The organism is Rhodococcus chondri, from assembly GCF_036327435.1.
GTDB lineage: Bacteria > Actinomycetota > Actinomycetes > Mycobacteriales > Mycobacteriaceae > Rhodococcus > Rhodococcus chondri.
In genome coordinates, this window is record NZ_JAUZMZ010000134.1 from 1 (window position 1) to 12,632 (window position 12,632).

Annotated in this window: 12 protein-coding genes; 9 read left to right on the top strand and 3 right to left on the bottom strand. The window is 67.4% G+C overall.

Annotated features, from left to right (window positions below):
• On the top strand, window positions 1-401 hold a 401-nt coding region (locus Q8814_RS19585), incomplete at its 5' end, for a nitronate monooxygenase (RefSeq protein WP_330153662.1).
• A gap of 17 nt (window positions 402-418) precedes the next feature.
• Here the strand turns inward: Q8814_RS19585 and Q8814_RS19590 are convergent.
• Window positions 419-2,941, bottom strand: coding sequence for a multicopper oxidase domain-containing protein (locus Q8814_RS19590; RefSeq protein WP_408015941.1), 2,523 nt, complete (start codon window positions 2,939-2,941; stop codon window positions 419-421).
• Between the two features lie 46 nt (window positions 2,942-2,987).
• A complete protein-coding gene (locus Q8814_RS19595) occupies window positions 2,988-3,734 on the bottom strand; it encodes a helix-turn-helix transcriptional regulator (protein ID WP_408015942.1) in 747 nt (248 codons plus the stop codon).
• A 78-nt stretch (window positions 3,735-3,812) separates the two neighbouring features.
• Here Q8814_RS19595 and Q8814_RS19600 point away from each other — a divergent pair, with 78 nt between their 5' ends.
• Entirely contained in the window at window positions 3,813-4,343 is a 531-nt protein-coding gene (locus tag Q8814_RS19600) for a hemerythrin domain-containing protein (RefSeq protein ID WP_330153664.1), read from the top strand.
• Between the two features lie 43 nt (window positions 4,344-4,386).
• Here the strand turns inward: Q8814_RS19600 and Q8814_RS19605 are convergent, their stop codons facing one another.
• On the bottom strand, window positions 4,387-4,968 hold the full coding sequence (locus Q8814_RS19605) for a TetR/AcrR family transcriptional regulator (RefSeq protein ID WP_330153665.1): 582 nt from the start codon (window positions 4,966-4,968) through the stop codon (window positions 4,387-4,389).
• Window positions 4,969-5,186: 218 nt separating this feature from the next.
• Here Q8814_RS19605 and Q8814_RS19610 point away from each other — a divergent pair, with 218 nt between their 5' ends.
• From Q8814_RS19610 to Q8814_RS19640, 7 genes are all read left to right on the top strand, one after another.
• Window positions 5,187-6,938, top strand: a complete 1,752-nt coding sequence (locus Q8814_RS19610) for a multicopper oxidase family protein (RefSeq protein ID WP_330153666.1) — start codon at window positions 5,187-5,189, stop codon at window positions 6,936-6,938.
• Window positions 6,935-7,873: an alpha/beta hydrolase family protein gene (locus Q8814_RS19615; protein WP_330153667.1), complete on the top strand. Its 939-nt coding sequence runs from the start codon at window positions 6,935-6,937 to the stop codon at window positions 7,871-7,873. Before Q8814_RS19610 ends, Q8814_RS19615 begins: the two co-directional genes overlap by 4 nt.
• A gap of 5 nt (window positions 7,874-7,878) precedes the next feature.
• A complete protein-coding gene (locus Q8814_RS19620) occupies window positions 7,879-8,100 on the top strand; it encodes a hypothetical protein (RefSeq protein ID WP_330153668.1) in 222 nt (73 codons plus the stop codon).
• On the top strand, window positions 8,097-9,386 hold the full coding sequence (locus Q8814_RS19625; protein ID WP_330153669.1) for an oxygenase MpaB family protein: 1,290 nt from the start codon (window positions 8,097-8,099) through the stop codon (window positions 9,384-9,386). The genes Q8814_RS19620 and Q8814_RS19625 overlap by 4 nt, the downstream gene beginning before the upstream one ends.
• A gap of 62 nt (window positions 9,387-9,448) precedes the next feature.
• The gene (locus Q8814_RS19630; RefSeq protein ID WP_330153670.1) at window positions 9,449-10,504 is read left to right on the top strand and encodes a lipocalin-like domain-containing protein; all 1,056 of its coding nucleotides are present in this window, start codon (window positions 9,449-9,451) and stop codon (window positions 10,502-10,504) included.
• Complete coding sequence (hmgA, locus tag Q8814_RS19635; RefSeq protein ID WP_330153671.1) at window positions 10,501-11,829, top strand: homogentisate 1,2-dioxygenase; 1,329 nt, start codon at window positions 10,501-10,503, stop codon at window positions 11,827-11,829. Before Q8814_RS19630 ends, hmgA begins: the two co-directional genes overlap by 4 nt.
• On the top strand, window positions 11,826-12,632 hold an 807-nt coding region (locus Q8814_RS19640; RefSeq protein WP_330153672.1), incomplete at its 3' end, for an aldehyde dehydrogenase family protein. The genes hmgA and Q8814_RS19640, both read left to right, overlap by 4 nt.

Sequence of the window (12,632 nt, forward strand, 5' to 3'; positions counted from 1 at the left end):
GTGTATGGAGGGGGTCGTACTGGCTCACCACCTCCGAATACAAGCTCGGTGCCGCAGCGCACGGTCCCTCGTCGGTGCAGCGAGCCCTGCTCGGAGCGACGTCGTCCGATACGGTCCGGTCACGCATCTACTCGGGTAAACCGGCCCGCCTGCTCAAGACCAAGTGGACGGACGCATGGGCGAAACCGGACGCGCCGTCGCCGCTGCCGATGCCGTTGCAGAACATCCTGGTAGGCGAAGCACACCAGCGTATTTCGGCGGCAGACGATCCCGAGGTGGTTGCCATGCCCGTCGGGCAGATCGTCGGACGGATGAACGAGATCCGTCCCGTCGCGGACATCATGGCCGAACTCGTCGACGGGTACGACAAGGCGGTGGACAGGCTGAACCGGGCCCGCTGACCGGGGCCGGACTGTTCTCACTCCCGGACTTCGACGATTCCGTGCGCGCCGCGTTCGGCATCGACCATCGCATGCGACACGAACGGATAACGGCCGGGCTCGGGGAATTCGAGTTCGACGAATCCACCCTGAGCGGGGAACAAGCCGAGGCTCTGGCTGCCGCCGGTGCCCGGTCGCAGCCGATAGTCGCCCTCCGACCACACGGTGTCGAACTGCCCGCCCACCACGTGGAACGAGGTCCCGCGGTTCGGTCCCGCGGCGAGCAGCCAGATACGCACCCGCTCACCGACGGCCGCGGAAAGCGGGTCGTGATCGTACTGATCGGCGTACCCGTTGAACACCACCAGATCCGGTTCGTCGGCGATCACCTTGGCGGCATCGGCTTCGCCGCCCTCCGGGCCCAGATACAGTTCCGACTGCACCAGGACGTACTCCCGGTCGACCGGCGGAAGGTCGGGGGGATCGATGATGACGGCACCGAACATTCCGTTGGCGATGTGCAGCGACATCGGCATCGTCGAGCAGTGGTAGAGCCAGATCCCCGCTCGAGTCGCGGTGAATCGGTAGACGAGCGACTCGCCCGGTGCGATCGTGCGCATCGGCCGGTCCGGTGCCAGCGATCCGGCGTGGAAGTCGATCGAGTGCCCGATGCTGCCGTCGTTGACGAGAGTGATCTCGAAGACGTCCCCGACCTTGCCGCGCAGGGTCGGGCCCGGAGCCGAACCGCCGAACATCCACAGGCGCTGGGTGATTCCGGGGGAGACTTCGCGCGTCTCGTCGGTGGCGGCGAGCGTGATCCGATGATCGGCCTCCGCCGGGGGAGTAACCGGATCGTAGGCGGCGAAACCCGCATCCGGGTCGGTGGCGAGGCTGCGTGCCACATCGTGGGAGGCCGGTGACGTCGCATCCGAACCGTGTTCGGTGTGTGCCGAATTGCCGGGGGAGCCGGTCGGCCGCACCGTGAGTGTCATCCCCATCCGGCGGTGGCCGGCGACGGAGCACCAGCCGTCGACGGCCGAGCCGATCACGCCGGCATCGAGTGTCGCGGTGTCGCCGGGCGCGATGCGTCCGGTGCGGGTGCCGTTGGCAAGTACCAGATCGTGACGGTCGGTGCCGGTGTTGACCAGGGTGATCACCAGCCGATCACCGGCCGGCACGTCGAGCACGTCCGGTACGAAGCGCATGCCGTCGATCCGGATCTCGGCCTCGGTGGTGTTCCCGGTGGCCGTCACGTTGCCCGTGTCGACGGTCGCGATGCCCACCGCGGCGGGATCCGCGGCGACACCTGCCGCGGCCGCCAGCACGACGACCCCGAGTCCGGCCGCCGCGACACCGAGCCGGCGCCTCACCGGGACAGGTTCGGGTCTGCCCGGTCTCGAGGCGGTGTCCCGCATTCGGCGGGCGACGACGACAGCGCGCACGGCGAGCGGCAGGAACGACGCGAAAGCCACGAGGACCAGCACCGAGCTCGTCACCCGCACCAGACTCGGCACCGGCAGTACGCACAGCAACAGGCCTGCATTGGCGACCGACAGCCGCCAGGGCGCACCGCGTTCGAGTTCGGCCATGGCCCCCTGGACTGCGGCGCGACCGCCGATGATCACGGGTATCAGATAGGTGAGGGCGCCGAGCAGCACCTGGACCAGGAAGCCTGCGAGAAGCGCGGCCGTTGCTCCTCCCGCGACTTCGACTGCGTCCTGCGGGTTCGACGCGGTCGCGAGCCCGACCGTGAGGTAGGCGAGAGTGCCGAGAAACCACACGACGCCCGCCAGCACCGACAGGGTCGCAAAGTCGGCGGGATGCTTGCGGCGGATCTCGTCGAGGTGGGGTTCGAGCACATAACCGGCGGCCGCGAGATATCCCAGGGTGCCTGCGGCCGCCACCTCGGGCAGACCGGCGATCGCGCCGCCGACACCGACGACCAGTGCGACAAGCAGCGCGGGAAGACCGCGTCGCGCAGCGGTTTCCACTCGCTGCGCCATCCGGGTGCGCAGCATCGTCGGCCACAGCGTGACCAGGGTGCCCAGCACTGTCAGGCCGACCCAGCCGAAGATGTTGATTCCCGCATGCCCCAGTACGAACCGCTCGTGCAGGTCGCTCGACAGACCGGAGTTCGCCATGGCGATTCCGAGTCCCGCCCCGATCGGGAGCAAACCGGCGGCGGCGACGTAATAGCGCACGGTATGCCCGAATCGGGACGGCAGTGCCGAGCGCAAGCGGCGCAGCAAGGTCGTGCCGTGCCATACGGCGACCCCGATAACGGCGCAGCCGCCGAGGAGCACAGGTATCCATCGGTTGCCGACCATGCCGGCAACCACGACGACGGCACCGATGTTGAATGCGACCAGCCGCGCGGTGTCGGCGCGACGCGATTCTCCGGCGGGCTTCTTCAGCAGTGTCTCGCTGAAATGCCCGCTCCAGATGAGGATTGCGTTGCTCGCCGCGCCCAGTCCGAGTAGGTGGACGAGAAGCCACCCCGATTGGGGTATCCACCGGTGCGCGATGGAGACGGCGACGAGCGCCGCGAACCATGCGATCACAAATGCCCCGGAACGAAGGTGCCACCTGCCGCGCTCGCTCATCCCACTACGTCTCTCGGCACGGAGGGGCGGGGAAGGCGGGATCGGGTAGGAACAGGCGGCACGCGCCGGGCTCGACGAAGGGAAGCAGGTCGAGTCCCGGGCCGGTCGGGGCTCCGATCTCTTCGAATGCGCCTTCGACGATGCCGAGGTGAACTTGGCAGACGACGGTGGGATAGCGGCGCGCTGCCTCGAGTAACGGGCAGCGCCGCAGTGCCACACCGAGTGCGGGGCCGTGGTCGGCAGGCTCGAACCCCAGACGGACCAGCAGATCGAGCATGAACCGGTGCGGATCCTCGATGTCCGGGACGGATGCGTCTTCCCGACCGGATGCGTCCCGAAGGGCTTCGCGGGCGAGTTCGCGCCCCCAATCCTTGCCGGCAGCCCGGGCGTCGGCTTCCGGGTCGGCGCTGGTGCGAGCAAGGTAGCCGGCCAACGCGGTGGCGAGACCGGCATAGTCACGGCTCGGAAGAGTCGGGTCGGCGGTGGGGGTCGGCCGGAAGACCTTGGCGGGGCGCCCACGTCCACGTGCGGGTTCGACGGTGTGGTCGACGAGGCCCTTCTCCCCGAGGGCGTCGAGATGTTCGCGCACTGTGTTGACATGCAGTCCGAGGCGCTCGGCGATGTCGTTGACGCGCACCGGCGCATGGTCGCGGACGTCGTCGAGGACGGCGAGTCGCTGCGGGGACAGAGTCAGGTGCGACACAGGTGCGAGCGTCGGGCGAGGACCGGGTAGAAGGTCTCTATTTTCCACGGAAATAACTGTAGTAAATTGTAGGGAGATCGGCCAGCCTGCGGCGCCCACGCGCCGCACCACGAAGAGGAGCAGGTCATGAGCACCGACCAGGTCGTCGTCGCCACGCAAGTCGCCACCACGCAAGAAGACGCAGACGCCGTCGACGCCATCAAGGGTCACCACAGCGAGCTTGCGGAACAGATCGCAACTCTGACCGACGGGCTACTCGAGGCTGCCGAGTCCGGCGACGGGTTCGACGCTGCCCGGGCTGCGGCCGTCGACTTCCTCACCGGCACCCTGATGCCGCACGCCATCGCCGAGGAGAACCATCTCTACCCGGCGGCCGCGCGGAGGGAGGAAGCCGGTCTGCTCGTCGAGTCGATGATCGCCGGGCACCGCGTCATCGGAACCCTCGTCGACCGAATCGCGAACGAGGAGTCCCCGATTCGCGCCGCTGCCGCGGGTCACGCGCTTCGCGTCTTCTTCGATGCGCACCTCGTCGACGAGAACGACCGGATTCTGTCCGTGCTCGCCGGAGATCCGGACGTCTCGCTGGCGAAGGTCGTGCACGGCATGCACGAACTGCTGGGTGAGGAGACGCACGGTGAACACGGCGCGCACGAGTGAACCCGCCGCGGTAACGAGACACGGTGTGTGCCGGGCGTGAGCTTCACTGCCGGGTGAGGACCGCCAGTAGCTCCTGGATCTCGTCGACGGTCGGGGTGGTGAGGCTGTCCCGTCCGTAAACGAATCCGATACCGGCGTACACCAGGGTGCCGGCGCGGACGCGGGCCGCGCCGGCATCGAAACCGAGCTCGCGAAACGCGCTCTCGACGACAGCCATGATGCGCTGATCGAGTGCGCGTACCGACTCGGCGACCCGCGGATCTGTTCTCGCCCAATCGCGTACGGCCGCCTCGGCGGCCCACGCCCGATCGTCGACGAGCATCGTCGCCATCCGTGCGAGGCGCTCACGGACCGGCAGTTCCTCGATGCTGGTCAGGCCGCGGGCGGCGTCGTTGTCCTGTGAACAGTAGTGGGTGGCGATGGCCTTCATCAGCTCGTCGATGTCGCTGAAATGCCAGTAGAAGCTGCCCTTGGTGACCCCGAGTTCGGTGCACAGGCGCGAGATCTTCACCGCGCCGAGCCCCTCGGTGACAAGGAGTTGCAGGCCGGCTTCCGTCCAGTCCTCGAGGGAGAGCCGTCGGCGCCGACCGGAGCCGGCCGCACCCTTCGCCGGTTGCTGCGCCACGTTGTTCTTCTCCTTGTTTCCGCCGGCGCCGAGCCTACACGGCCGCGGATTCTCAGCGGGTTGCTCACCGATCTGTGACTGTCCCGGAGAGCCTTGACCAAACCATACCGTATGGTATTGTCGGGCGATCTCGCGTTGTGCTGTGCTCTATCGTCCGCTCCGGTGCAAACGAAAGCCCTTCGATGCAAAAGGTCAGCCGCAGAACACTTCTCATCGGAATGAGTTTCGGGGTCGGTGGTCTTGCCGTCGGAGGCCGAGCCCTCGCGGACCAGCCCGACCTCTCGCGTCCGATGCTCTTCCGTTCGCCGACCCTCGAACCGTTCGTCGATGAGTTGCCCATCCTGCCGCACCTGGACGGTGCCACGCGCGCGATCGATGCGGTGAGCACGATGCACCGCTTCCACCGCGACCTCCCGCCGGGTCCGGCGCTCGCCTACGGAGACGGCAGCTACCTGGGCCCGGTGATCACCGCACGCCGCGGACACGAAACCACGGTCGGATACCGGAACCGGATCGAGACCCACCCGTTCGCCGCCGACTTCGATACTTCGCTGCACGGCGTGACCGAGGACGACCGCACCGATGTGCCCACGTCGATGCACCTCCACGGCGGTGTCACGCCTCCCGAATTCGACGGTCACCCGGAAAAGATCTCCCGCCCCGGCGAGGGCTTCACCTATCGGTTCCCGAACCGGCAGGACGCCGCCATGCTGTGGTACCACGACCACGCCATGGCGGTGACCAGACTCAATGTCTACGCCGGACTCGCGGGCGTCTACCTTCTTCGCGACGAATACGACACGGGCCATCCGGACAACCCGCTCGGATTACCCAGTGGCAACCACGAACTCGTGCTCGTCCTGCAGGAGAAGATCGTCGACGGCACCGGCGCGCAGAACATCCGGTCGACGCCCATCGTCCCGCAGGGCCGGTGGGAAGGCGGGGCCGTCGGCGACGTCGGGGTCGTCAACGGCAAGATCTGGCCGGAAGCCGGAGTCGATCGCGGCCTCTACCGTCTCCGCCTGCTCAACGCCGCGTCGTTCAGCGTCTGGAACCTGCACTTCTCCAACGACATGCGGTTCTGGGTGATCGGGATGGAAGGCGGATTACTCGATGCGCCCGCGCCCACCACCCGTGTGCGACTGTCGCCGGGCGAGCGCGTCGACCTGCTCGTCGACTTCGGTGATCTCGAGCCGGATACGACGGTAGAACTGCGCAACACGGAGGATGCGGCACCTCAGGCCGCGCAGATCGGCGCGGTACGCATGCCGGTGTTCATGAGATTCCGCGCCGGCACCACGCGCGGTTTCGCCCGGCCTGTTCCGGCCACCCTGCGCGGCGGGCCCGGACAACCCCCCGCGGTCGGCCCGATTCCGGCCGTCCAGGTGGTGCGCAACGTGTCGCTGAGTCAGCCCTCGGCGGTTCGCATTCCGCCGTCGATCATGTCGCTCAACAACCTGATGTTCCACAGCGACGATATCGAGATCCCGCGCCAGGGCACCGTCGAGCAGTGGAACATCGTCAACGCCACCCCCGATCCGCATCCGATCCACCTGCATCTGGTGCACTTTCGCGTCGTGGGGCGGCAGGCCATCGACACCCTCGCCATGTGCGCTCGGCAACCGCAGCCGCCGATGGGCACCAAGTGGACGCCCGATGCGGACCCCTTCGTCGTCGAGCCCCTCCGCGGCCCCGAACCGTGGGAGACCGGGTTCAAGGACACCGTCGTCTGCGACCCCAACTCGGTCACCCGGATCGTGGCGTACTTCCCGACCGCCGACGAGCTCGGATTCGACCCCGACGCAACGTTCCCCGCTGCGGTACACACCACCGATCGGCACACGGACGCGAATACGCATCACGGCAACGACGACCACGGCAACGCCGACCTGCAGGGATATGTGTGGCACTGCCACATCCTCGACCACGAAGACCACGACATGATGCTGAAATACCGGACGGTGAAATGACATTCGAACCCAAAGATCACTTCCAGCGGATCCCCTACGAGCCTGCGGCAGACGGTCGCGTCGAGATGCACTCGGGCCTGAGCCGGCACTACCCGACGCTGCACGCGAACCTGGTCGCCATCCCCGGCTGTTCGCGGGAGGTCGGGGTGATCATGTGTCACCCGGCGTCGAACTTCCTCAGTCATTTCCTGCTGCGGGCACTCGCACGAGCCGGTGTGCCCGCGATGGGGCTCAACACCCGGTACGCCTCCAACGAACCCGCCCTGATCATGGAGCGCGCCGCGCTCGACCTCGGTACCGGCGTGCGCTGGATGGCCGACGAGCTCGGCTTCGACAAGGTGGTGCTGCTCGGTTTCAGCGGCGGCGGTTCGCTCGCGTCGTTCTACCAGTCGCAGGCCGAGAACCCCACCGTCACCGCGACCCCCGCAGGCGATCCGGCGCCGTTCGGCGACGCGGACCTGCGTCCCGCCGACGCACTGATGCTCGTCGGGGCGCACCCCGGCCGGGCGCGGGTACTGCGGCATTGGATCGACGGCGCCGTCCTCGACGAATCCGATCCGTACCGGATCGATCCGGACCTGGACCTCTACGCCCCGGGACGCGCCGCACCGCTGGATCGGCAGTGGGTGGCCCGGTATCGCGACGCGCAGCTCGCCCGCATGCGCCGTATCGACGCATGGGCCGTGGATCAGCTCGACGAGATGGACCGGACCGGTGCCTCCGACCGCGGGTTCGTCGTGCACAGAACCGTCGCCGATCCCCGCTTCATCGACACCACCCTCGACCCCAGCGACCGTCGGCTCGGAAGCATGTACGGCGACCCCGCGGCCGCGCGAACACAGCGGCGGGAGGTCTCGCCCGGTTCACCACGGTCCGCAGCTGGCTCAGCACGTGGAGTGTCGACCACACCAACGCGGACGCCTTCGAAGATCTGAAGCAGGTGCAAGCGCCGACGCTCGTGATGAGCCTGCTCGCCGACCAGGCCGCATTCGCCGAGGACTCGCGGCTGATGTGGCAGGCACTGCCCGGTGACCGCGCCGACCTGATCGAGATGCGCGGGCTCAACCACTACCTGGTGGATCAGCCGGACGGACTCGCCGACGTCGTCGGCCGACTGACGCGATGGATCCACAGCACGGTGCTGGAGGGGGCGAGGGCATGACCGGAACACTCGACGAGAAGCACACCGCAACCATCGCGGCCGGACAGGACAGGTGCCCGAGCAGATTCCCGTACTGGCAGGCCGTCGAGAATCCACGCCTCCGACGGGTCCGCGGCCTTGTTCGCAAGGTGACAGGTTTCGACCCCCTGCCCACCGACGAGCAGGCCCGGGCACTGTGCAACGACCTCTACAGCGGAGATCCCACCGCGGAACGGTTCGTCGCGGAGGTGTATCACGGCGAACTCGGACCGGCGAAGGCCCGCGCCTTGCTCGACAAGGCGCTCGCCGACGGCATCGCATCGGTTCCCGATGCACCGGCCGCGATGAAGGCGCTGTTCGAAGAGTTCGAGACGGTCCCCACCTGGGTACGCCCCGACCTCGTCGAGGAGGGTGCGGCCATCTGGCGGCGCTGGGGCACCATGCTGTTCAGCTTCGCCGGTGCCGAAACCCTCGAGATCTACACCGAATCCGCGGTCGCGACCCCGCTGTCGCTGGCCGGTGGTTATGCCGGTGACAACGCGCTGCGCCGCTATCTGGAAACCTGCCGGTTCTGGTGCGACGTATCGCAACCCGGTGCGCTGCTCACTCCGGGTTCGCAGGGTCGCGCCACCGCGCTCAAGGTCCGCGTGATGCACGTGTCGGTCCGCGATCGTGTCGCGAAGCACCCCGAGTGGGATGCCGGCAAATGGGGTCTGCCCATCAGTCAGACCTACATGCTGCTCACCCTCATCGCGGGCAGTGTCACACCGGGTCTGGCGCTGTGGGTGCTCGGCTACCAGACCACCGCGCGAGAGATTCGCGCGCTCATCCACTTCCAGAAATACATGGGCTACCTGCTCGGTGTGCGGACACAGTGGTATCCCGAGTCGATCGGCGACAGCATCCGTGCGCTGCTCACCACCGTGGTGTCCCGATCCCACGACTCCGGCGAGCACGGCAAGGAGCTCATCGAGTCGTACCCCAAGGCGTTCGCTCCGCGCGACGGCCATCGGGGCCTGAAACGGCTACGGGCCGCGTACAACTTCCGCATCAACGCGGTGTATTCGGCGATGTTCATGGCCCCCGGAACACGCCGCAGATACTCGATGCCCGGAGTCCTTCCATGGATGCTCATTCCGATCGCACGCTTCCCGATCATCACGGTCGTCGAGCTCGCCCGCAGATTCGTGCCCGGCGTCGCACGCGTGCACGAGAAGGTGATGGTCGCGCATCGCGAGAACTGGTACCACGCCCAGATGGAAGGCCGCGAAGCACAATTCGATGCCAGCGGAGCGCTCCGTCGCTGACCGCTCCCCGATCACCGAACATCCCTGCCGATCCCCGCCGACATCCCGCCCCTGGAGGCAATATGGCCGCACTGCAGATCGTCGAAGCCTGGAACGGCCCCGGCCGCAGAGACGGCGACATCACCGTTGTCACACCACGCGACAACGCCGCGCACCCGTCGCCCGACAAGCAGGCTTTCGAACACTGGTATTTCGACGCCCACCTCGACGACGGCCGCATCGTCGTCGCGATGCTCCAGACCCGGGAGCTGGTGCATCGCAAGCCCGGAGTCGAGATCCACGTCTACAACTCCGACGGCGACCGTCGTGAAGCCGCCCGGCAGTACACCGACGCCGACCTGACCGTGTCCACCGAACACTGCGATGTCCACGTGGGCCGCAACTTCGCGAAGCTGACCGGCGAGCAGGACGGGCTGCCCGTCTACCGTGTGGCGGTCGCGGAGGATGGCCTCGCCTTCGATCTGACATTCACCGCGGAGGTGCCGCCCTGGATGCCCGGCCGGGGACAGACCAGCTACAACGACCGCGAGTTCTTCGCATGGGTGGTCGGCGCGCCGCGCGCGAGTGTCGCCGGCACCGTGACGGTCGACGGTGTCACCACGGAGGTGACCGGTCGCGGCTATCACGACCACAACTGGGGCGTCGGCGACATGAAGCGCATCATCGCCAAGTGGTACTGGGGGCGCCTCTACACGGAGGACTTCTCCCTGGTCTACGCCATGGTGCACACCCAGAAGAAGTACGGATCGCACTGGTCGCAGCCGGTGATGATCGCGCAGGGTCGCGAGGTGGTGTTCAGCAACGGTGAGGTCGAGATGACCGAGGGACCCACCGTGTTCGACGCGGTGGCCGACCGCACATACCCGTCGTGGTTGCGGATCCGCGTACCCGGTGCACTCGATCTGACGCTCACGGTGCGCGAAATCGTCCACGCACACAACCTTCTCGAAGACATCCCGCTCGCGGCGAGCAGGCTCGTCAAGCCGATCGTCAACCGGCTGGTCGGGCATCCCGGGTACTTCCGGTTCCGGTCCGACTTCATTATGACCGTGTCGCTCGACGGCGAACGATACGAGCGTTCGGGTTCGACACTGCACGAGATGGTGGCGCTGACATGAGTGGGGTCGCCGTCGCTGCGACCCTCGAATACCTGCACGGATTCGGCAACGAGCACCACAGCGAAGCGGTGGCGGGTGCACTGCCGTGGGGTCAGAACTCGCCGCAGCAAGCGCCCTACGGACTGTACGCCGAGCAGCATTCGGCCACCGCGTTCACCGAACCGCGGGAGGCGAACCGCCGCACCTGGACGTATCGCATCATGCCGTCCGCCGCGCACCCGCCCTACGAGCGGATCGACAACCGTGGCTGGGTGTCGGCACCGACCTGCGGGGGAGTGCTGACACCCAACCGGTTGCGGTGGGATCCGCAGCCACTGCCCACCCCGGGCACCGACTTCGTCGACGGCGTGACGACGTACGCCGTCAACGGAGATCTGCACGCCCGGAACGGCATCGCCATACATCTGTATTCGATATCGGAGTCCATGACGGCCCGATACTTCGTCGACGCCGACGGAGAACTGCTGTTCGTCCCGCAGGACGGCCACCTGCTGCTGTGCACCGAATTCGGCAGGATCGCGGTGGCGCCCGGCGAAATCGCCGTCGTCGGGCGCGGCGTCAGATTCCGTGTCGAACTGCTCGGAAGCACTGCGACCGGGTATATCTGCGAGAACTACGGTGCGGCACTGACCCTTCCGGAACTCGGCCCGATCGGCGCCAACGGCCTCGCCCACGCGCGCGATTTCCTCTACCCCACAGCCTGGTTCGAGGACCGGAACCGGCCCGTCGAACTGGTGCAGAAGTTCGGCGGGCACCTGTGGGCCACCGAACTCGGCCACTCACCACTCGACGTCGTCGCGTGGCACGGCACCCACGGTGCCTACAAGTACGACCTGTCGCGTTTCAACGCGATGACCACCGCGGGCTGGGACCATCCCGATCCGTCGATCTTCACCGTGCTCACCTCGCCCACACCCGTTCCGGGCCAGGCGAATGTCGACTTCTGCGTCTTCCCCGACCGATGGGTGGTCGGCGAGCACACCTTCCGGCCCCCGCACTTCCATCGCAACGTTATGACCGAATTCATGGGTTTGATACGCGGACGGCACGATTCGAAGGCCGAAGGATTCGTTCCCGGCGGTGCGTCGCTGCACAACCAGTGGGGCGCGCACGGACCGGACCGGGAAACCTTCGATCTCGCGACTGCCGCCGAACTGACGCCGGTGAAACTCGAGAACACCCTGTCGTTCATGTTCGAGACCCGGCTCGCCCTCACCGTCACCGACACCGCGTTCACCGCCTCTCATCGCCAAACCGACTACGACGCCTCGTGGTCGGGCCTCACCCGTCGTTTCAGTCCCCCAACCTCTAAGGAGCGTTCATGACCGACATCGCTGCTCCCGCCTCTACCGCCCCGGTCGTCGTCCCGGAACCCCTCCTGCGCATCGGCGGCCGGGCCGTTCCTGCTCGCTCGGGCGCGCAGTTCTCCTCGATCAACCCGGCGACGGAAGAGATCGTCGCCGAGATCGCCGCGGGCGGGGCCGCCGACATCGACGCTGCCGTCGCTGCCGCACGCGAGACCTTCGAATCCGGCGCGTGGTCGCGGATGGCCGGTGCCGAGCGCGGCCGGATTCTTTCGCGCGCAGCCGATCTGATCGAGCAGCACGCGCCGGAGTTGTCGGCGCTCGAGACCGTCGAGATGGGCAAGCTGTACGTCGACACGGTCGCCGGTGACATACCGGCGGCGGCTGCGTCGTTCCGGCACTACGCGGGCTGGGCCGACAAGATCGCAGGCGAAGCGATGTTGCTGCCCGACGTGGGACCGCAGCACCGCTTCGGCTACACGCTGCGGCAACCCCTCGGCGTGGTCGGCGCGATCACCCCGTGGAACAACCCGACCGTGGTCGCGGCGTGGAAGATCGCTCCGGCGCTGGCCGCAGGGTGCTCGGTCGTCGTCAAGCCCGCCGAAGACGCGTCGCTGGCAGTCCTGAGGCTTGCCGACCTGCTGGCCGAGGCGGGTGTGCCGGACGGTGCGTTCAACGTCGTGCCCGGTCTCGGACCCGATGCGGGTGCTGCGCTCGCCGCACACGAAGGCCTCGACAAGGTCACCTTCACGGGCAGTCCCGCCGTCGGGAAGACCATCACGTCGCTTGCCGGCGACAAGTTCCGCAAGGTCACTCTCGAACTC

Excerpts from the sequence above, each read along its gene's own strand:
- Q8814_RS19600 (WP_330153664.1), top strand. The coding sequence starts at position 3,813 with ATGAGCACCGACCAGGTCGTCGTCGCCACGCAAGTCGCCACCACGCAA.
- Q8814_RS19610 (WP_330153666.1), top strand. The coding sequence starts at position 5,187 with ATGAGTTTCGGGGTCGGTGGTCTTGCCGTCGGAGGCCGAGCCCTCGCG.
- Q8814_RS19615 (WP_330153667.1), top strand. The coding sequence starts at position 6,935 with ATGACATTCGAACCCAAAGATCACTTCCAGCGGATCCCCTACGAGCCT.
- Q8814_RS19625 (WP_330153669.1), top strand. The coding sequence starts at position 8,097 with ATGACCGGAACACTCGACGAGAAGCACACCGCAACCATCGCGGCCGGA.
- Q8814_RS19630 (WP_330153670.1), top strand. The coding sequence starts at position 9,449 with ATGGCCGCACTGCAGATCGTCGAAGCCTGGAACGGCCCCGGCCGCAGA.
- hmgA (WP_330153671.1), top strand. The coding sequence starts at position 10,501 with ATGAGTGGGGTCGCCGTCGCTGCGACCCTCGAATACCTGCACGGATTC.